Here is a 20038-nt window from a genome sequence, read left to right as displayed (position 1 = left end):
GGCGGCGGTCCCCGCTGGCGGACATAATGAGCAATTATGCGACCTCGACATCTGCAGCTGCGCGCGGCCCGACACTGGGCCAGGTTCCTGGTGGCCTTCGCCGTCGTTATGGCCGTGGCCTCCTGCACCGCCCCGCCGCCGGGCGACTACGGCCAGGAGGAAGGGATGAGCAAGTCCGTCCCCAACCCGCCGTGGTTCGGCGGATACCTCGATGTCACGCTGACCCCGGCCGTGCGGCTCCAGGACCTGCCGCCGCACGGCACCGTCACCACCATGCTGTCCTTCATCGGCGCCCACCCGAAACAACCCTGCGAACCCTCCTGGGACGGCATTTACACCCTTGACCAAGCCGGCGCCAGGCTGGGGGTGGACGGGCAGATTGGCTCCTACCGCAAGGCCGGCAACGACGTCGCCGTTTCCTTCGGAGGACAGCTGGGCAAGGAACTGGCCGGGGTCTGCACCGACGCCGCAGCGCTGTCGAAGGCCTACGGATCGGTGATCACCAGGTACGGCCTGGACATTGTGGACTACGACGTCGAGGGCGCGGGCCTCGCGGACCGCTCCGCCGCGCAGCGGCGTGCCGCCGCCGTCGCGCGGCTTCAGGCGGCGCGTTCCGCCGGCAACCCGTTGAAGGTGTGGCTGACCCTGCCGGTGTCGATGCAGGGGCTGACGCCGGACGGCGAAGCGGCGGTGACGGCCATGCTGGACGGCGGAGTCGACCTCGCCGGTGTCAACATCATGGTGATGGACTTCGAGCCGCTGGGCCCGGGCCAAACCATGCTCACCGCCGCCAAGAGCGCGGCCGAGGCCACCCACCAGACGCTGCGTGCGCTGTACGGCAAGGCCGGCAAGCCCCTCGACGAGGCGGCCGCGTGGAACCGAATCGGACTGACCCCCATGATCGGGGTCAACGATGTGGAAGGCCAGGTCTTCACCCCCGAGGACGCGGCAGGCCTGAACAGCTTCGCCGCGCAACGCGGCCTCGGACGGATGTCCATGTGGTCGCTGAACCGGGACAGGCCCTGCGGCCCGTCCAGCCGGCCCGAACCGGGCAGCAACGCATCCAGCGGCTGCAGCGGCGTGACGCAGCAGCGCGGGATGTTCGCGAAGGTGCTCGGCAAGTCCTTCACCGGCTGACCGGCTGCCCGGGGCGGCTGCAGAGGATTTGTTCCACTCCCATCCGGCCCTCGGCGAAACTGCGCAGGGCACCGACCAGGTACAGCCGCCAGACGCGGGCGATTTCCTCGCCCATCATCCCGACGGCGCCGTCGTGGTTCTGCTCGAACCGGGCGTACCAGGCCTCAAGGGTGCGGACGTAATGCCGCCGCATGGCCTCCACCGCCTCGACTTCCAGGCCCGCATCCTCCAGGAATCCCAGCGTCTGCCCCACCGGACGCATGTGCATGTCCGGGGCGATGAACGACTCGATGAACGGGCCTCCCCCCGGGTGCTTGCCGCGCCGGGACATTTGCTGCACCAGGACGCGCCCGCCGGGGACCACGTTGTGGAACAGGGCGGCGGCGTAGACGGGGTAGTTACGCTGCCCCACGTGCTCGCCCATCTCGAGGGAGGCCACAGCGTCAAACGGCCCATCCGGGATTTCGCGGTAGTCCTGGACCCGGATTTCGACCCGCCCCTCGAGGCCACGTTCCTTGATCCGGGCGTCGATGAACGCCTTCTGCTCGACGGAGAGGGTCACGCCGACGACGTCGACGCCGTAATACTGGGCCGCGTGCAGGCTCAGCGAGCCCCAGCCGCAGCCGACGTCGAGGAGCCGCATCCCGGGCTTCAGCCCGATCTTGCGGCAGACGAGGTCCAGTTTGTCCCGCTGGGCGTCCTCGAGGCCGTAGCCTTCGGTGGCGCCGCCGTTTTCTGTCCCATTTGTCCAGTAGCCGCTGGAATACGCCATCTGCGGGTCAAGGATCAGCGCGTAAAAATCGTTACTGAGGTCGTAGTGGTGGCTGATGGCGGCGCGGTCTCGGACCAGGCTATGGAGCCGTCCCTTCACCCGGGCCTGGCTGGCCGGGGGTTCGGGCGGCGCGCCCAGGGCTCCGGCGGCCTTGGCGATCCGGGCGACGCCGGCCAGCACGGCCGGGGTGGGGCGGATGCCGTGCAGTCCGCGGTCCCGGACCACCTTCCAGAGGTGCTCGAGCGCGGAGTTGAGGTCGCCGTCGACGTCCAGCTCGCCGGTGACGTACGCCTGCGCGGCGCCCAGCTCCCCCGGTGCCCAGAGCAGCCGGCGGATGGCGTCCGGCGAGTTGAGCCGCACCACGGGGGCGCCGGCCGGACCGGCTTCGCTGCCGTCCCAGGCGACCAGCCGGACAGGGAGTTCCCCGCCGACCACCGGACGCAGGACCTCCGCGATGGTGGGTGCCAGAGCCGCCGTCATGCTGCGCTCCGCCCGCTGGAAGCCTTGGTGGACGCCTTGCTGGATGCCTTGTCCAGCACGATCTGCTGCACGTCCAGGTAGCCGGTCTCGAACCCGGCCCGGGAGTAGCACAGGTAGAACAGCCACATCCGCTGGAAGACCTCGTCGAATCCGAGGCCGCGCACCTCTGCCGCGCGGGCCATAAAGCGCTCCTCCCAGAGGCGTAGGGTCTGGGCATAGTGCTCGCCCATGGCAAGGCGTTCGCGGACGCGCAGTCCCGTCTGCTTCTCGGTGATTTCCTCGATCGCCCGGACCGAGGGGATGACGCCGCCCGGGAAGATGTACTTGTGCACCCAGGTGTAGCTGGTCCGGGTGGCGATCAGCCGGTCGTGGCCGATCGTGATCGCCTGGATGGCAACCTTCCCGCCGGGGGCCAGGACCCGCTCGATTGTCTGGAAGTAGGTGGCCCAGTACTCGTAGCCGACCGCTTCGATCATCTCGACCGAGACGACGGCGTCGAACTCGCCCTCCACGGCCCGGTAGTCCTTCAGTTCGATGGTCACGGCGTCGGCGTAGCCTGCCTCGGCCACCCGCTGCCGGGCCAGCTCCTGCTGCTCGCTGGACAGCGTCACCGAGTAGACGGTGGCACCGCGGGCCGCGGCACGGAGGGCAAGCTCACCCCAGCCGGTACCGATTTCCAGCACCCGGGTTCCCGCCGTGACGCCGGCTTTGTCCAGCAGCCGGTCGATTTTGGCCTGCTGGGCTGCTGCCAGCCCATCCCAGGCGACGTGGCGCAGGGCGTCGCCGCTCTCCGGGAAGAGGGCGCTGGAGTAGGTCATGGTGCTGTCCAGGAAGGTCGCGAAGAGCTCGTTGGACAGGTCGTAGTGCCGCGAGATGTTGGAGCGCGTGTTCTGCTCCGTGTTCCGTTCGGTGCGCGGCGTGCGGGGCAGGTAGAGGCCGCGCAGTTTCTGCAGCGGCTCGGGCACCAGCGTTCCCACCCGGGCGGCGAAGACCTCCATGACCGCGGTCAGATCGTCCGCGTCCCAGTCGCCGGCCATGTAGGACTCCCCCAGGCCGATCAAGCCGCCGTCGCCGAGCCGGGCGGCGAAGGCTTCCGGACGGTTCATTGTCATCACCGGAAACGCCTGGCCGGCGTCGGCCGGGCCGGACGCGGCCTTCCCCAGCACGGTGCCGTCGGGGTAGCGGACCTCCAACGGGAGGCTGCGCACGGCGGTACGGAAGATCGTGTCCGCGGCTTTCCCCGCGAGCCTGGCCTTGAGGCTTGAGGGCACGGTGGCGATGCTGGGCCACACCGTGGCATCGATGACTGCGGGCGGCTGCGGAACCGTGTACGGTACGGCCGGATGCGTGGGTGCCTGGTTCGCGGGTGCCGGGTTCGTCTGCGCGGTGTTCGTCTGCGCAGCCTGTGATCCGGTGGCTTCGGTCATGGTCACTGGACTGCCTCCTGTGAGGGGTGGTGTGGTCTTTTGATGACGGGCAAACGGCGTGCCCAAAGTTTGATGCCCTGCCAGCGGATCTGTGCGGCGACCCGCAGCGGCGCCAGCGGGACGGCGAGCGCCGCGGCCAGGATGTTCGGCACGGTGGCTTCGCGGCGGACGCCGTCCATGGTGGCGATGAAGGGCTTCTGCCCCTCCCGCTCCAGGACAATCGAGACGGCGAGCCGGTCGGCGGGTTCGGGGAGTTTCATCAGGTACTGGCCGTCGACGTCGTTGAACGGCGAGACGTAGAACGCCTTGGGCACGGTGGCCCGGCCGGCGTTATCGGTCTCAAGCAGGTAGCAGTGCCGTTCGCCGTAGGTGTTGTGGACCTCGGCGACGACGCAGCGCAGCCCGCCGGCGGCGTCGTGGCACCAGAACAGGCTGAGCGGGTTGAAGACGTGGCCCAGCACACGCGCGCTGGCGAGCATGGTGATCCGGCCGCCGTCGAGCGCGATGCCCTGGGTGGCGAGGTAGCGCTCCACGTTGCCGCGCAGCGTGCTATCCGGTTCGCCCAGATGGTCAGCCGCGGAGAAGCCGGCCAACGGGGCAAGCCAGCGCGGCAACTGCGGCAGGGCATCGACGTCGACGTACCAGCTGTAACTGCGGTAGGTGAAGGCGTTGTGCAGCGGGGTGCGCCGCACGTGGGCTATCGAGGTGCGGTAGATGGCTGCGCCGCTGCTCATGCACCCTCCAGGGACGCCTGCAGTTCCGTCGCCTGCTGCCGCGGCGCACTGGCCGGTTCCCACTCGCGTCCCAGCCTGGCCGCGGCGCGGACGCCGGACAGGGCGCCGTCCTCATGGAAACCCCAGCCGTGGTAGGCACCGGCAAAGGCGAGGCTGCCGTCGCCAAGGCCCAGGATCTGCTGCTGGGCGCGCAGCGAATCCGGGGTGTACTGCGGGTGCTCGTACACCATCTGCTCCAGCACGGTCCCGTCCCCAATCAGTTCGGATTCGCCGAGGCTGACAATGTAGCGCTTGCCGTCCGCCGGTTCCAGCCGCTGCAGCCGGGTCATGTCATAGCTGACCAGGACCCGGTCCGGGCGGGCGTCGCAGGAGGGCAGCCGGTAGTTCCAGGAGGCCTTGGCGTTGTCGCTGGCCGGCAGCACGGCGTCGTCGCGGTGGAAGACCGTGTGGTTGACCGAGTAGGGCATGCCGGCCAGGGCCTCCCGTTCGGCGGGCGAGGCGTCCTGGAGCATCTGCAGCGCCTGCGCCGGGTGCGTGGCGATCACGACGGCGTCGAACTGTTCGGTGCGCTCCCCGCTACTGATTTCCACCCCGCCGGCGTGGCGGCGGACCCCGGTGACCGGGCTGGACAGGCGGATGTCCGGCAGCGTCGCGGCGAGCTTGTCCACGTAGCTGCGTGAGCCGCCCGTGACGGTGCGCCACTGCGGGGAGCCCTTGACGCCGAGGAGACCGTGGTGGCCGAGGAAGGTGAAGAGGTAGCGGGCCGGGTAGGCCAGCGCGGTGGTCGGGTCGCAGGACCAGACGGCGCTGACCACCGGGGTCATGAAGTGCACGATGAAGTAACTGCTGAACTTCTCTCGGTCCAGGAACTCGCCAAGGGTCAGCTCGGCCGCATCAGCGCCGTTGCCGGCGCCGGCCTCCGCCGCTTCCGCCTCGGCGAGCAGGGCCCGGGCCCGGCGGTAAAAGCGGGTGACCTCCAGCAGCATCAGCAGGTAGCGGCCGCGCAGCAGGGTGGAGGGCCGCGGGATGATGCCCCGCGCGCCGGCCCGGGCGCCCGCGTACTCGAGGCCGCAGCCGTCGCAGCGGATGGACATGCTCATTTCCGAGTCCTGGGTCTGCACGCCCAGTTCGTTGAAGAGCCGCAGCAAGGTGGGATAGGTGCGGTTGTTGTGGACGATGAAGCCGGTGTCGATGCCCAGCGTGGAGCCGTCGCACTGGCGGACGTCGTGCGTGTGGGCGTGCCCGCCGAGCCGCTCATCCGCCTCGAAGACAGTCACCTGGTCCCGCTGGTTCAGGACGTAGGCGGCGGTCAGGCCGGCCACCCCGCTGCCGATCACGGCGACGCGCCGCCCGTCCGGGATGCTTGCTGCTTGCTGCACTGGTCTGCTCCTGTTGCTTCGCCTGAATCGTCCTGGTGGATCGTCTTATGGGCAATTCGTAACCACGGGGCAACCGGATGAGTGCGATTTCCCAGCCGTTGCCTGGAACCCAATGTGCCAGAATGAAGCGGGATTTCGGTCCCGCCTCACCGTAACCACCGAAGGGCAACCCCGTGATCAACCCCGTGCATCTGAGAACGCTCGTGGAAGTGGTCCGGCTGGGCTCGTTCGCGGCGGCCGCCACCAGGTTGGGCTACACGGCCTCGGCGGTGTCGCAGCAGATGTCGGCGCTGGAGCGCGACACCGGGGTGGACCTGTTCCAGCGGTCTGCCCGCAGCGTCCATCCCACGGAAGCCGCCGTCGTGATGACCCGGCACGCGGCCAAGGTCCTCACCGACATTGACGCGCTGATGGCGGCGGCCGCCCGGACCCATGACAGTGCCAGCCAGGAGCTCCGGCTGGGCATCTTCCCGAGCCTGGCCACCTACGTCCTCCCCCGGATCCTGCAGAACCCGGCGTGGAAGAACCTGGGCATCGAGCTGCGGGTCTGGGTGGCCGAGCCGGGCCAGACCATCCAGGGTCTGCGCACCGGCGGCGAACTCGACGTCGCGCTGGTCTACCAGGTGGGCCAGTCCGGCCTCGCGTGGCCGCACACGGTGAACCGGCAGTGGATTGGCGACGACGACTTCCGGGTGGTGCTGCCCGCGGCCTGGGGTATTGGCCCGGGCTCCCAGGTGGCGGCGGACCACCTGTCCGACATGCCGTGGATCATGCACCACCCCGGCACCAGTGACGCCACGGTGATTGAGCGGCTCTTCGCCAGCTGCAACCTGCACCCGCGGGTGGTGGCCTACAGCGACGATTTCCACGCCAGCCTGGAGATGGCCGCTGCCGGGCTGGGTGCGGCGCTGGTCCCGGAGCTGGCCCTGCTGCACCGGCCCGCCGGCGTGGTGGTGCTGGATGTCCCCGAGATCCGGCTGGCCCGCAACGTCTTCGCCCTGCTGCCCAAGGAGCAACAGACGGCGCAGGTCCAGCTGTTCGTGGAGCTGCTGGCGGACACGCTGCACAAGCTCGGCACCCCGCGCCCGGACTGAGCCTTAGGCCTCGCCGCGCTTCTTCCGGTTCTTCCTGCCGGCGAGCTTGCCGGCCGGTGCCACCAGGGCGCTGATGATCCGGTGCTTGGCCTTGGTGTAGGGCGGGTAGATCAATTCCAGGGTGTCCGGCCAGTGCGGCTTGGACAGGGTGGAGCGTTCGTGCGAGAAGGTCCGCAGCGAGTGCTCGCCGTGGTAAGCGCCCATGCCGCTGTTGCCGACCCCGCCAAACGGCAGGCCCGGGACGGTCAGGTGCGCGGCCGGGACGTCGAAGCACAGCGCCCCCGAGGAGGTCTGCTCGGAGAACGCCCGGCGCGTCCCGGCGTCGTTGCTGAACACGTACAACGCCAGCGGCTTGGCACCGGCGTTGATCGTCCGGATTGCCTCATCCCTGCCGCTGACCGGCACCATCGGCAGCAGCGGGCCGAAGATCTCCTCCCCCAACACCGCGTCCCCCGGCGCGGGCCGCAGCAGCGTCGGGGCAAAGTGCCGGCTGGCGGCGTCGCGCTCGCCGCCGTGGACCACGGTGCTCCCGTCCGCGAGCGCAGCGACCCGGTCGAAGTGTCGGTCGTTGACGATCCGGCCGTAAGACGCACTCTGCGCCGAGTCGCTTCCGAACAGCGCCGCGATGGCCTTGACCAGCTCGCGTTCCAGCGGCACCAGGACCTCCTCCGTGGCGAGGATGTAATCCGGTGCCACGCAGGTCTGCCCGGCGTTCATAAACCTGCCCCAGGCGATCCGTTTGGCGGCCTTGGCCAGGTCCGTGGAGGAGTCCACGTAGGCCGGGGACTTGCCGCCCAGCTCCAGGGTCACCGGTGTCAGGTGCTCGGCCGCGGCGCGGAGCACCACCTTGGCGGCCGCCTCGCCGCCGGTGAAGAAGATGTGGTCGAAGCGCAGGCCCAGCAGCGCCGTTGTCTCGGGGATCCCGCCTTCAACAACCTCGGCCGCGCCGGGCAGGTACTCCGGAATCCAGCGGGCCAGGGCGGCGGAGGTGGCCGGGGCGTGTTCGCTGGGCTTGAGCACCACGGTGTTGCCGGCGGCGAGCGCGCCGGCCAGCGGTGCGAGCAGCAGCTGCAGCGGGTAGTTCCAGGGCCCGATCACCAGCACCACTCCCAGCGGGGTGAGCTCGGTCCAGGCCTTGGCCGGCTGGACAGCCACCGGAACGGACACCGGGCGCGGCCGCAGCCAGCCTTCGAGGTGCTTCTCCAGGTGCGCCGCTTCGGCCGTGACAAAACCGATTTCCGTCAGCTGCGCCTCGGTTTCATGTTTGCCCAGGTCGTCCGCCAGCGCGGCGGCGAACTCCCGCCGCCGCTCGATGAGCATCCGCCGCAGGCTGCGCAGTTGCTCCAGCCGCCACGCCAGCGGCCGGGTGGTTCCGCTGTCAAAAACTTCACGGGCACGGGCGACGGTGGCGGCAACTGTTTGCATCCGATCAATGTACCGGTCCCCCGCTCCACAGCCGGCCCGGTATCGGATAAATCCCCGGCGATGCTGGAACGGACCACTATTCAGGACTATGTTGAAGACATGAGCAAGGTAGCGAGCCAGCACTTTGGAGAGATCGAGCTCAACCACGGGCGTGACCATAATTTCGCCGCCAAGCATGAACTGGCGGGCCAGCCCCTGGAGCTTGACCTGAATGTCAACGCGCATGACCACTTTGACGAGGCGGCCATGCACAAGGTTGACTACCGGCTGCGCTTCCTGCCCGAACTGGTGGACCAGGTCCGCGAAATGATCGCCGAGGAACTGGAGCAGGACGGCACCAGCCCGCAGGAGTACCTCCGCTTCCACTGCAACGCCATCAAGCCGGAGCACCTGCAGCAGGTTTTTGGCGTCACGGACAAGGCCCAGCTGACCCACCAGGTCTTCCTCAAGGCGCTGAAGCTCGGCCACGTGGGCATTTACCCGGGCCAGCCGGAGCGCTACTTCGTGCTCGATTTCACCCTGGGCGCGCACTTCACCGACGAGGTCCTGGTGGCGTCCGCGGACGAGGACGGCGTCGTCGACGACGAAATCCTCTGGGAATCCTGATCGACTGCGTTCCTGGGACACGCAGCAAGTACGACGCCGGCCGGTCACCTTGCGAGGTGGCCGGCCGGCGTCGTTAGTTCGGGCGGTACTAATGTTCAGCCGGTGCTACCGGGCCGCCTCGAGCAGCCCGGCGCGGACCGTCCTCGTGGCCGTGACGAGGTTGCGCAGGGACTCCTCGGTCTCGGCGTAGCCCCGGGTCTTCAGTCCGCAGTCCGGGTTGACCCAGAGCTGGCGGGACGGGACGTGCTTGACCGCGGTGCTGAGCAGTTCGGTGACTTCCTGTTCGCCCGGGACGCGCGGCGAGTGGATGTCGTAGACGCCCGGGCCCACGCCGCGGCCGAAGCCGTGGGACTCGAGGTCGTGTACCACTTCCATCCGGGAGCGGGCTGCCTCGATCGAGGTCACGTCGGCGTCGAGGCCGTCGATCGCGTCGATGATTGCGCCGAACTCCGAGTAGCACAGGTGGGTGTGGACCTGGGTGGAATCGGCTGCGCCGGCGGTGGCGAGCCGGAAGGACTTTACGGACCAGTCCAGGTAGGCGGCCTGGTCGGCCCGGCGCAGCGGCAGCAGTTCGCGCAGGGCGGGCTCGTCGACCTGGATGATCTTGATGCCGGCGGCTTCCAGGTCCGCGATCTCGTCGCGGAGCGCCAGGGCCACCTGGTTGGCGGTCTCGCCGAGGGGCTGGTCGTCGCGGACGAAGGACCACGCCAGGATGGTGACCGGGCCGGTGAGCATGCCCTTCATCGGCTTGCTGGTCAGCGACTGCGCGTACTTGGCCCATTCCACCGTGATCGGGGCGCTGCGCGTGACGTCGCCCCACAGGATGGAGGGACGGGTGCAGCGCGAGCCGTAGGACTGGACCCAGCCGTGCACGGTGACGTCGAAGCCTTCCAGGTTCTCGGCGAAGTACTGCACCATGTCGTTGCGCTCGGGCTCGCCGTGGACCAGCACGTCGAAACCGAGCTCCTCCTGCAGCTCCACGACGCGCTTGATCTCGTCCTTCATCAGCTGCCTGTACTGCTCCGTGCTGAGCTCGCCCTTGTGGGCGCGGGCCCGGGCGGTGCGGATTTCGGCGGTCTGCGGGAAGGAGCCGATGGTGGTGGTGGGCAGCGGCGGCAGCTGCAGGGCCCCGGCCTGCGCGGCCTCGCGGACACCGTAGGCGGAGCGGCTGAAGTCGGCGGCGGTCAGAGCCGCGGTGCGGGCGCGGACCTCGGCGCGGCGGACGCCGTCGGCCCCGGCGCGGGAAGCAATGATGCGGGTGGCCTCCTCGATGGCCGGCCGGACGGCTGCGGGGTCGGTCAGCAGCCCGGCGAGGGTCACAACTTCGGTGACCTTCTGGTCGGCGAAGGCGAGCCAGCTGCGCAGCTGGGCCGGGAGCTGGACTTCCTCCTCGGCGTCGTGCGGGACGTGGGCGGTGGTGGTGGAGGTGCTGATGGCGAGCTTCCCCACCGACTCCTTCAGTTCGGCGATCTTCGCCGCCGAGGCGGCCAGGTCGTTGCGCCAGATGTTGTGGCCATCCACGACGCCGGCAACCAGGGTCTTGTTGCCCAGCGCGGCGAGGGCCGCGGCGGACGGGACCCCGCCCTTGAAGACGTCCAGGTGCAGGGCGTCGATTCCGGTGGCGACCAGGGTCCCGAGCTGGCCGTCCAGCGCGCCGTAGGGGGTGGAGACGAACAGCTGCGGGCGGTCCGCGGCGGCGGAGAGCTCCCCGTAGGCGCGGGCGACGGCCGCCTGGATTTCCACGGCCGGGGTGTCCTGATCCACCACCAGGGCGGGCTCGTCGAGCTGGACCCAGCTGGCCCCGGCGGCGGCCAGCCTCTGCAGCAGCGCAGTGTAGACGGGCAGGATGTCCTCGAGGCGGGACAGCGGGCTGAAGCCGGCCGGGGCGTCGTCGGAGGCCTTGCTCAGCAGCAGGAACGTCACCGGACCAACGATGTACGGGCGGGTCTCAACACCGTTGGCCAGGGCGTACTCGAATTCCTCGACGATCCGGGTGGACGTCAGCGCGAAGCTGGTCTCCGGGCCGATCTCCGGGACGAGGTAGTGGTAGTTGGTGTCGAACCACTTGGTCATTTCCAGCGGCTGCTGGTCCGTGGTGCCGCGGGCCAGGGTGAAGTAGCCGTCGATGTCGAGCCGGCCGTCGTCGTTGAGGAGGTTGCCGAAGCGGGCCGGTACGGCGCCGAGGTGGGCGGCGGCGTCGAGCACCTGGTCGTAGTACGAGAAGGTACCGGGAACGGCGGCGGCGTCGGTCAGGCCGAGGCCCTGGAGCCGCCGGGCTGTGCCGAGCTGGATCTCCTTGGCGGCGGCGTCCAGGGCGGCGGCGTCGATCGTGCCGGCCCAGTAGGCCTCGACGGCCTTCTTGAGTTCGCGGCGGCGGCCGATGCGCGGGTAGCCCAGGATCGAGGCGGCCGGGAACGGAGTGGGCACAGTGGTGTTCTGATCAGTCATGGGAAGTCCTAAGAGTTGGTGGTGCAGTGTGCAGGAAAGTCGTGTTGGCGCCGGTGTCAGCTGGCGAGCTGCCGGCGGGCGGCCGGGCGCTGGTAGCTCCCGTGCCGGCTGCCGCTCCGCGGCCGCGGCAGGGCGAGCTTGTCCAGCACATCCAAGGCACTGGCGTGCTCATTGAAGGTGTACAGGTGGAGGCCGGGCGCGCCGGCGTCCAGGGCAGCGTTGGCGAGGTCCACGGTGGCCCTGACCCCGATCCGGTTGCGTTCGGCGTCGGTGTCCGCGGCGGCGAGCCGTTCCATCAGCTCGGGGGCCGGTTCGACGCCGGTCAGTTCGCCCAGCCGGGTGAGCCGGCGGACGCTGGTGAGCGGCATGACCCCCGGGATGATCGGGATGGTGACGCCCGCCCGGCGCGCCTGGCTCAACAGCCGCGCGTACTGCCCGGTGTGGAAAAACACCTGGGTGATGGCAAAGTCGGCGCCGGAGCGCTGCTTGGCGAGCAGCACCTCGATGTCATGCGCCTCACTCGGCGACTCGGGGTGCCGGGTGGGGTAGGCGGCGACGCCGACGGCGACTTTACCGGCGCACAGCAGCGCCGAGCGGCGCTGTTCAACGCGGCGGATGAGTTCGATCAGGTCCTGCGCGTAGCGCAGGGAACCTTCCGCCGGGACGCCTCCGTCCCTGGGCTGGTCACCGCGCAGGGCCAGGATGCCGCGCACCCCGACGTCGAGCAGTTCGCCGATCACCTCGGCGAGTTCCTGCGGGGTGTTGCCGACGCAGGTCAGGTGCGCCAGCGGGCGCAGCTGGGTTTCCTGCACCAGCCGGTTGATGAGTTCGACGGCGGTGCTGCGGTTGGAGCCGCTCGCACCGTACGTCACGGAGACGTAGTCGGGGCTGGTGGCTTCCAGCTCGCCGATCGTGGTCCAGAGCGACTCCGCGGCAGCGGGCGAGCGCGGCGGGAAAAGCTCGTAGGACAGGGCGACGGGGGCCGCGCCGGCGAGATTTGGATGTGCGTCAATAAGGCTTGGTGGAGACATTTGCGTCCTTGGCTGTGAGCCATTGCCGCCAGCGGGCCGGAAACCGGCCGGCGCTGCCGCCAATGAGTTGAGTTTGGGGAACACGGAGGGAACTTCAGCAGGACGCAGTCGCGACTTTTACGCGTGCTTCGAAGCTGTCCGTGAGCAAATGTCAGGCCCACATGGGGGCACCCACACCCTCCTTGGCGGCCAGGGGAATATTTCGGTGAAATTATTCCTTTGGCCGGCCTGCAGCGGAGGATCGCTGACACGTTACCGGAGTAACTTGTCTACGACTCTAGGGGCCCCCGGAGCGGCATTCAAGTTATCTGTCGAATTAAGACGCGCCTTTACACCGCCGAAAGCCCTGTTGCAGAAGATTCTTCGACAAAATGGGGCCTCCCTTTTGTCCCTGCCGCAGGTCTATCCTGAGGGCATGATCCAGCTTCCAGCCAGTTACCAGGAGTATCTCGCCGGCAAGAGCGAGAGCGTCATCAACACCGTCCGGCCCATCCTGATGCAGTCGGCCGCGGACAAATTGCACGGGGTCCGCGTGGTGGTCCACCCGCACGACCACCAGGCCCATCTGGATGACACCATCCCGTTCGGGACCGTCATCGAGGACATCGACTGACGCCGGTGGCGGTTAGCTAGCCCTCCAGCAGGAGGCGCTGCGAGCGGGGCGCCAGCGTGTGCTCCAGGACCAGGCAGGCGGCCCCGACGGCGCCGACGTCCTCGCCCACGCCGGTGCCCACTACCTCGATGCCGTGGATTTTCCGGGTGGCGCTGTTGTCCCGGACCAGGCCGGGAATCTGTTCAAGGTAGGCCGGCGCGAGGCAGGTCCAGAACGGACCGCCAAAGACGATGCGGTCCACATCCAGGACGTTGGTAACGGCGGAGATGGCCCGACTGACCAGCACGGCGGATTTGCGGAGGATATCCAGCGCCTCCTCGCTGCCACCGTATGCCAGTGCGCAGAGTTCCGCGAAGCTCTCCTGCACCGCGGGGGCGCTCCGATCCGCGCGGGAGCCGTCCAGCACGCCGGCAGCCTCGGCCTGCGCTACGAGGACCTTCGGGATGGCCGAGGACTTGACGCAGCCGCGCTGGCCGCAGTCGCAGGGCAGCCCGTCGGGGTCCACGATGATATGCCCGATTTCCCCGGCATTGCCGGAGGTGCCGCGGACCACCTCGTCGTTGAGGACCACCCCGCAGCCGATCCCGGTGCCCATGTACATAAAGACGAAGCTGCCGGCGCCGCTGGGGCCGCCGGCCCAGGTTTCGGCGACGGCGGCGGCCGTGACGTCCTTGTCCAGGAGCGTGGACAGCCCGGTGGCCTCGGCGAGGGCGTCGCGCAGCGGAACGCGTTCCCAGCCCGGCAGCAGCGGCGGGTCCACCACGGCGCCTTCCTCCAGGTCGATCGGCCCCGGCGAGGCAATGCCCAGCCCTGCGACCTTGGCACGGTCCACCCCGGAGTCCTCTATCAGCTGCTTGATCTCCGCAGCGATCGTGTCAATGATGGAGCCCGGGTCCGTGCCCGAGGGCGTCTTGAGCCGTGAGTGCTTGACGACGGCGCCGACGAGGTCCAGCAGGACGAACGTGAGGACGGCGGGATCGAGGTGGACGCCGACGGCGTACATTCCGGCCGGGTTGAGCCGGAGCATGGTGCGCGGCTTACCGGGTCCGGTACCCTCTTTGCCCGCCTCGACGATCAGGTTCTGGTCCAGCAGCCGGCGGGAAATATTGGAGATGGTCTGCGGCGAGAGCCCGACGAGCTGCGCGAGTTCCACCCGGCTTAGCCCGCCCGGGGCGCGCCGGATCGCGTCCAGGATGACCGTGAGGTTGAAATCCCCCATCCGTGGGAGGTTTGTTCCGCGCCGCGGCGAGGGTGTGCGGATCTCAGTCACTGATACCTCTAAACGTCTTCGGCTAAGCACTGCTGATGTCAGAAATGGTACGTTACGCGCGGCCGCCAGCACCCACCCTCCGCCGTCATAGTCGGATAGATTTCGCCCGGGTGGCCCGCAGCCGGACCCGGCCTGCCCCGGCCTAGCTTTGCGGGGCTGAGCGCCGCGGCTGGCGGACGCTCGCGGTGACGGTGAATTTGGGGTTGCGGCCCACCTCACGGGTAGGGCCGACCAGCCGTTCCAGTGCGGGCCGGTACTGCAGGTGGCTGTTGAACACCGTCCACAGTTCGCCGCCCGGGGCCAGGACCCTGGCCGCTGCTTCGATCAGTTTGATTCCGGCCCCGGCGTGCACCGCGGCCCCGAGGTGAAACGGCGGGTTGAGCAGGACCAGCTCTGCGCTGGCGTCCGGCAGGGTGCTCATCGCGTCGTCGTGCAGGACCTCGATCCGCCCCTCGAGGCCATTGGCGCGGGCCGTGGCCGCGGCCGACTCGACGGCGGCCGCGGACCTGTCGGTGGCCGTGACCCGGGCGTCCGGGTGGCTGCGTGCGTAGAGGGCGGCCAGGATCCCGGTGCCGCACCCGAGGTCGACGGCGTGCCCGACGCTGGGCATCTCCGGCAGGAAGTCCAGCAGGAACCGGGTTCCGATGTCCAGCCCGGTTCCGGCAAACACGGCTCCCCGCGCGCAGACCGTCAGCCCCAGCCCGGCGTTCCACTCCATGACCGGGAACGGCGGGTCGCCGGCCGCCGGATTCGCGGCCCGGGCCAGCAGGATGCGTGACTTTTGCCGGGCCAGCTGGGGCTGCACCTCGCCGAAGTACCGCTCCAGCACAGCGTTCATCCCCAGGCTCATGTGCTTGACCCGGCCGCCGGCCAGCAGCACCACGTCCGGCGCGGCGTGCCGGACGACCGCGTCGGCGATCTCCTCCAGCTCCGCGAGTGACCGGGGCAACTGGAGCAGGACGAGGGACGCGCCGTCGAGGGCTTCGGCCAGCGGGAGCTGTTCGAACCCGGCGGTCAACCCGGTGGCCTCGGCGTTGTTGCGCAGCGCGCGTTCGCCGGTAATCAGGTCCTCATGCACCCGCACCGGGCGGGTATCGGCGCCGGCGCCCTGCCAGCCGAGGGCGAGCATGCCGAGGGTCAGGGCGCCGTAGCGGTCGCCCACGACGGCGGTCCCTCCGGCGGGCGCCAGCCGGCCGGCGGAGCGCAGCTCGGCAACGGTGTCCAGCAACAACCGGTCGGTGGCGTCCCAGGCTTGCAGGTTGGCCGCCTCGACGTCGGGGAATCTGCGGAGCCGGGAAAAGAGGGATTCGAGCTTGTTGTCCGCCACGCGCGGGTTGCCGCCCTTTCTGGTCGGGTTCTTGTCGGGCCGTCACTGAGCGGGCCCGGGGATTGGTGCACCGCTTTACGTTATCCCGGACCGGCCAGCAGTTGGACGATCCCGGCGACAGCGGCCCGGCCTGCCCGGTTGGCCCCGATGGTGGATAACGACGGGCCATAGCCCACGAGGTGGACCCGCGGCTCCGCGGCGACGCGGGTGCCGTCCATGGCGATGCCGCCGCCTGGACCGCGGAGATGCAGCGGCGCGAGGTGCTCCAGCTCCGCCCGGAAGCCGGTGGCCCAGAGGATGACGTCGGCGGACAGGAAACTGCCGTCCGCCAGCCGCACTCCCCCGGGTTCAATGCCGGTGAACATCGGGTGGCGCTGGAGCACGCCGCGTGCGGCGGCAGCGCGCAGGGCCGGCGTCCGGATCAGTCCCGTCACGGCGACGACGCTCTGCGGCGGCAGCCCCTGCCGCACCCGTTCCTCGACGAGGGCGACGGCGTCGTGGCCGGCCTGCCGGTCGAAGGGGGCGTCGCGCCAGAGCGGTTCCCGGCGGGTGAACCAGGTGGTGCTGGTGTCCTTGGAGATTTCGTCCAGCAGGCCCACGGCAGAAATGCCGCCGCCCCCCACGATCACGTGCTGCCCGCGGAATTCCTCCGCGGAGACGTAGTCCGCCACGTGCAGTTGCCGGCCGCGGAAGCTGGTCTGCCCGGGGTAGATGGGCCAGAAGGGGCGCGTCCAGGTACCGGTCGCGTTGATCACGGCCCGGACGGACCAGTCGCCGCGGGAGGTGGCGACGCGGAGGCGTCCGGCCGGGTTGTTGTCCTCCCGGTTGACGGAGCGGACTTTCACCGGCCGTTCGACGGCCAGGCCCAGCCGGGCTTCGTAGCCGGCAAAGTACCGGCTCAGGAAGCTCGAGCTGGCCTCCTCAGGGTCGACCTCCGGCTGCGGGATGCCCGGCAGGTCGCTGATGCCGTTGACGGTGGCCATCAGGAGGCTTTTCCAGCGGTGCCGCCAGGCACCTCCGGGTCCGTCCTCGGCGTCGAGCACCACGTAGGTCAGCGGAGCGTCGGCGCCGGTCACAGCGGCGCTGGCCGGACCGCTGTTCGTCCCCGCCGGGACGAACCCGCGGCGCTGCAGATGGTAGGCGGCGGAAAGTCCGGCCTGTCCGGCGCCGATGACCACGACGTCGGCGAACAGCAGAGCTGGCCGCAAGGTCTCGTTCACGGCGTCCATCCTCATTCAGCGGAAACAAAGCGAGGCCCCGCTCAGTGAGCGGGACCTCGTCCGGTGGAGCTGAGGGGACTCGAACCCCTGACCCCCTGCATGCCATGCAGGTGCGCTACCAGCTGCGCCACAGCCCCGAACTGTCGTTGATCAAACCCTTGGAATGCCGGTTCGATCAAGCAACCTGATTAGCTTAATCTACATTTGCCGCCGACGCTAATCGGCGCGCGGTGTGTCGCTCCAGCCCTTCAGGGGCGGGGCACTGCCGCGGAGGGGAATAAAAAAATCCGCCGGAATCTTGCGATTCCGGCGGATTCTCCGGTGGAGCTGAGGGGACTCGAACCCCTGACCCCCTGCATGCCATGCAGGTGCGCTACCAGCTGCGCCACAGCCCCGAATTTTCGCTGCTCCGAACTCGTTCTCTCCGAAGCAACTCAAATATCTTAGATCAGCACTTCTGAAAATTCCAAATCGGGCATATTCAGGGTTTTGTGCCGGCTGGAGCCGCGCCGCCTACTCGGTGTCGGTGGCGGCGGTTGCCTTGGCCGAGGCGTCGTCACCAAGCTGCAGGTCCACCACGGGGCAGTCCTTCCAGAGGCGCTCCAGGGCGTAGAACACGCGGTCTTCCTCGTGCTGGACGTGGATGACGACGTCGGCGTAGTCCAGCAGCACCCAGCGCCCGCCGGAGCGGCCTTCGCGGCGAACGGGCTTGAGGTCGAACTTGGAGAGTTCATCCTCGATGCCGTCGACGATGGCGTTCACCTGGCGCTCGGACGGCGCGGAGGCGATCAGGAAGACGTCCGCCAGGGCAAGCCGCTCGCTGACGTCGAGGGCCACAATGTCGTCGGCCAGTTTTTCCGCGGCAGCGCGGGCTGCGTGGCGGGCTGTGGCGATGGATGAATCGGTTGCAGTCACGGGACTCCTTGTTGAAAGTGAAAACTGTTGAAGGTAAAAGTTGTTGATCTGGAAAAGTTGTGTGGTCGGGAAGGCTGTTCCGCAGGGACGCGGCCCCGGCGGCCGGGCGGCCCGCTGGCGGCTGCAGCGCAGGGGCTAGTTGGCCAACCCGGTGATGATCAGGATGATGCCGGCAATGAGCGCAAGGACTCCGAGGGCCAGGACACCGAGCTGGAGGGCGCGCAGGCGCCGCGCCCGGCCGAGGCCCGCAGTAGCGGCGTCCAGCGGATCCAACCCGTACGCGGAGTTGGCAGCGACCGGCGGACGTGCGGCGAAGTCCTCCTCCGCCACGGCGGACCCGGCGTTTTCCGGGGCGGCTGCCGCGGCCGGGCGGCGGACCGTTGCGGCCTGCGCGGCCGCCTCGGCTCGGGCCAGCACACCGGCGCGACTGCCCTCCGGACCGGCGTCCCGCTTCCGGGACGGGCCCGGCCGGCGCGGGGTGCGCGGCGGCTGGACCTTGGGGCTGGAGTTGGTCACCAGCGGGACGTACGACGTGGCAGGGCGCTTCATGACCGGCCGCTCCACGCCGGGGACCTCGACAAATTCCAGCGGGGTGACCATGGCCAGGTTGCTCGCTGTCGAGGGGGCGTTCTTCAGGGGTTCGCTGCGGGGCTGGGACGGCTGGCTGTTCTGAGCCGCCAGCTTTTGCTTCGCGGCCGCCCGCCGGTTCAGGACGGCGGCTCGCTCGGCCAGGGCAATCTGCTCGGCCAGTATTTCCGGGTTGACGGCGTCCGGGTCCGTGGCGGCGATGTGTTCCATCTTCGCGACCTGGTTGCGGGCCTGCTCGGCGAGGAGCTCGCGCGCGGCGAGGGCCTGCTCGACGCTCATCCCCTCCGGCAGTTTGCCGCCCGGGCCCGGCGCGCTGACGTCCTGGGGCGGCGCTTCCTCCGTCTCCGCGGTGGCGGCTGCCCCTGCCGGGCTGTCCTGGCCGGCGGGCCGCTTGGCCGCTGTCCCTACCACCGGGTGAGAGCGGGTCCGCGGCGACGGCATCGGCACGATCGGATTGGCCGAGGTGGCGGGCGCGGTCTCTTCGGCCAGCTGCTGTAGCCGGAGCTGGCGGCGCGTGGGCGCTCCGCCGGGTGAAAGCTGGCCTTCTTTTTCCGCGAGTTCTTTGATGGTGCGCAGGGCGGCGCGGTCGCGGGCCCGGATCTGGGAGGACCGTTCGGCGGCGGACGTGGTCCGGACAGTGTCCACCGGACCCGGGATGCGGCGCCGGCCGGTGGTCTCGGCCTCGGTCGGTTCCTCCGGACGCCCGGACGTGGCGGGATCCGCGCCGGCCGGCCGGGAGCCGGGAGCCGGGCCGTCCTGGGCGCGGGCAGCCTGACCTGCGCCGGCACCTGTGGTGCCGGCGCCCGGCGTCACTTGCTGGCGTTCATCCCTGGCCTGACGCAATTCGCGGCGGCTGCGGATGGGAGGCTGTTCCTGACTCATTGAAGGCTCATTCGGTGCTGGCGGTTTGGTTTGTCTCGAGGGCGGGCCGTGACCCCTGGTAGTCCGCCGCGGGATCGGGCTGGCCGTCATAGAGGTCGTACTTGGCGATGTACTGGACCACGCCGTCGGGCACGAGATACCAGACGGGGTTTCCGGCGGCGACGCGGGCCCGGCAATCGGTGGACGAAATGGCCATGGCGGGGACCTCAAGCAGGCTCACGTCATCCCTGCCCATGCCGTCCAGGACATGCCCGGGACGGGTCACGCCGACAAAGTGCGCCAGCGACCACAGCTCGTCGATGTCCTTCCAGGACAGAATCTGCGCGAGCGCGTCGGCGCCGGTGATGAAGAACAGATCGGCGTCCGGCCGCAGGGTACGCAGGTCCCGGAGGGTGTCGATGGTGTAGGTGGGGCCGGGGCGATCGACGTCGACCCGGCTCACGGTGAAGCGCGGATTCGACGCGGTGGCGATGACGGTCATGAGGTAGCGGTGCTCGGCCTCGCTGACCTTACGGCTGCTCTTCTGCCAAGGCTGCCCGGTGGGCACGAACACCACTTCGTCAAGGCCGAACTTCGCCGCGACCTCACTGGCCGCGACGAGGTGGCCGTGATGGATCGGATCAAAGGTGCCGCCCATCACACCCAGCCGCAGGCGGCGCTTCGCGCCGTGCTGCTTCACGGTGGCGGAAA

At 69.4% G+C, this 20038-nt stretch carries 17 protein-coding genes and 2 tRNA genes; 4 read left to right on the top strand and 15 right to left on the bottom strand.

Translation table 11 applies throughout. From position 1 onward, the window contains the following. Positions 1 to 36 precede the first annotated feature (36 nt). Positions 37 to 1137 carry a chitinase gene (locus ABIN76_RS14075; RefSeq protein WP_346960303.1) on the top strand — a complete coding sequence of 367 codons (1101 nt, stop codon included), beginning with the start codon at positions 37 to 39 and terminating at the stop codon, positions 1135 to 1137. Here ABIN76_RS14075 and ABIN76_RS14070 read toward each other — a convergent pair. The 4 genes from ABIN76_RS14070 to ABIN76_RS14055 are packed head-to-tail and all read right to left on the bottom strand — an operon-like array spanning position 1127 to position 5929. After that, positions 1127 to 2389, bottom strand: coding sequence for a cyclopropane-fatty-acyl-phospholipid synthase family protein (locus ABIN76_RS14070; RefSeq protein ID WP_346960302.1), 1263 nt, complete (start codon positions 2387 to 2389; stop codon positions 1127 to 1129). The genes ABIN76_RS14075 and ABIN76_RS14070 overlap by 11 nt on opposite strands. Beyond that, entirely contained in the window at positions 2386 to 3816 is a 1431-nt protein-coding gene (locus ABIN76_RS14065) for a cyclopropane-fatty-acyl-phospholipid synthase family protein (protein ID WP_346960325.1), read from the bottom strand. The genes ABIN76_RS14070 and ABIN76_RS14065 overlap by 4 nt, the downstream gene beginning before the upstream one ends. Positions 3817 to 3818: 2 nt before the next feature. Continuing rightward, positions 3819 to 4550 carry a DUF1365 domain-containing protein gene (locus ABIN76_RS14060; protein WP_346960301.1) on the bottom strand — a complete coding sequence of 244 codons (732 nt, stop codon included), beginning with the start codon at positions 4548 to 4550 and terminating at the stop codon, positions 3819 to 3821. Next, the gene (locus tag ABIN76_RS14055) at positions 4547 to 5929 is read right to left on the bottom strand and encodes an FAD-dependent oxidoreductase (protein ID WP_346960300.1); all 1383 of its coding nucleotides are present in this window, start codon (positions 5927 to 5929) and stop codon (positions 4547 to 4549) included. The genes ABIN76_RS14060 and ABIN76_RS14055 overlap by 4 nt, the downstream gene beginning before the upstream one ends. A gap of 173 nt (positions 5930 to 6102) precedes the next feature. Here ABIN76_RS14055 and ABIN76_RS14050 point away from each other — a divergent pair, with 173 nt between their 5' ends. Beyond that, positions 6103 to 7023 carry a LysR family transcriptional regulator gene (locus ABIN76_RS14050; protein ID WP_346960299.1) on the top strand — a complete coding sequence of 307 codons (921 nt, stop codon included), beginning with the start codon at positions 6103 to 6105 and terminating at the stop codon, positions 7021 to 7023. 3 nt (positions 7024 to 7026) lie between these two features. On the opposite strand, the gene ABIN76_RS14045 is transcribed toward ABIN76_RS14050, so the two are convergent. Continuing rightward, positions 7027 to 8448: an aldehyde dehydrogenase family protein gene (locus tag ABIN76_RS14045; protein ID WP_346960298.1), complete on the bottom strand. Its 1422-nt coding sequence runs from the start codon at positions 8446 to 8448 to the stop codon at positions 7027 to 7029. Positions 8449 to 8547: 99 nt separating this feature from the next. Here ABIN76_RS14045 and ABIN76_RS14040 point away from each other — a divergent pair, with 99 nt between their 5' ends. Continuing rightward, entirely contained in the window at positions 8548 to 9054 is a 507-nt protein-coding gene (locus ABIN76_RS14040; protein ID WP_346960297.1) for a DUF2004 domain-containing protein, read from the top strand. A 105-nt stretch (positions 9055 to 9159) separates the two neighbouring features. On the opposite strand, the gene metE is transcribed toward ABIN76_RS14040, so the two are convergent. Together metE and ABIN76_RS14030 are read right to left on the bottom strand one after the other, a co-directional pair. Then, positions 9160 to 11502, bottom strand: a complete 2343-nt coding sequence (gene metE, locus ABIN76_RS14035) for a 5-methyltetrahydropteroyltriglutamate--homocysteine S-methyltransferase (protein WP_346960296.1) — start codon at positions 11500 to 11502, stop codon at positions 9160 to 9162. A 56-nt stretch (positions 11503 to 11558) separates the two neighbouring features. After that, positions 11559 to 12533, bottom strand: a complete 975-nt coding sequence (locus tag ABIN76_RS14030) for a methylenetetrahydrofolate reductase (protein WP_346960295.1) — start codon at positions 12531 to 12533, stop codon at positions 11559 to 11561. Between the two features lie 415 nt (positions 12534 to 12948). Between ABIN76_RS14030 and ABIN76_RS14025 the strand changes: the two genes are divergently transcribed. Beyond that, entirely contained in the window at positions 12949 to 13146 is a 198-nt protein-coding gene (locus ABIN76_RS14025; protein WP_249777074.1) for a hypothetical protein, read from the top strand. 16 nt (positions 13147 to 13162) lie between these two features. On the opposite strand, the gene ABIN76_RS14020 is transcribed toward ABIN76_RS14025, so the two are convergent. The 8 genes from ABIN76_RS14020 to nadD form a co-directional block, all read right to left on the bottom strand. Then, on the bottom strand, positions 13163 to 14365 hold the full coding sequence (locus tag ABIN76_RS14020) for an ROK family transcriptional regulator (RefSeq protein ID WP_346960294.1): 1203 nt from the start codon (positions 14363 to 14365) through the stop codon (positions 13163 to 13165). Positions 14366 to 14558: 193 nt separating this feature from the next. Next, complete coding sequence (locus tag ABIN76_RS14015; protein WP_346960293.1) at positions 14559 to 15743, bottom strand: methyltransferase; 1185 nt, start codon at positions 15741 to 15743, stop codon at positions 14559 to 14561. Positions 15744 to 15823: 80 nt separating this feature from the next. Then, a complete protein-coding gene (locus ABIN76_RS14010) occupies positions 15824 to 16972 on the bottom strand; it encodes an NAD(P)-binding domain-containing protein (RefSeq protein ID WP_346960324.1) in 1149 nt (382 codons plus the stop codon). A gap of 55 nt (positions 16973 to 17027) precedes the next feature. Further along, a tRNA-Ala gene (locus ABIN76_RS14005) sits at positions 17028 to 17100 on the bottom strand. A 185-nt stretch (positions 17101 to 17285) separates the two neighbouring features. Continuing rightward, positions 17286 to 17358: transfer RNA gene (locus ABIN76_RS14000), tRNA-Ala, on the bottom strand. A gap of 118 nt (positions 17359 to 17476) precedes the next feature. Beyond that, entirely contained in the window at positions 17477 to 17878 is a 402-nt protein-coding gene (rsfS, locus tag ABIN76_RS13995; RefSeq protein ID WP_346960292.1) for a ribosome silencing factor, read from the bottom strand. A gap of 135 nt (positions 17879 to 18013) precedes the next feature. Then, a complete protein-coding gene (locus ABIN76_RS13990; protein ID WP_346960291.1) occupies positions 18014 to 19348 on the bottom strand; it encodes a hypothetical protein in 1335 nt (444 codons plus the stop codon). Positions 19349 to 19355: 7 nt separating this feature from the next. After that, positions 19356 to 20027, bottom strand: coding sequence for a nicotinate-nucleotide adenylyltransferase (gene nadD, locus ABIN76_RS13985; protein ID WP_346960290.1), 672 nt, complete (start codon positions 20025 to 20027; stop codon positions 19356 to 19358). Positions 20028 to 20038 lie beyond the last annotated feature (11 nt).

Origin of the sequence: uncultured Arthrobacter sp., assembly GCF_964021775.1 — a bacterium.
Classification (GTDB): domain Bacteria; phylum Actinomycetota; class Actinomycetes; order Actinomycetales; family Micrococcaceae; genus Arthrobacter.
Note: the sequence above shows the minus strand (reverse complement) of the source record. Positions and strands in the feature narration are given on the sequence as shown.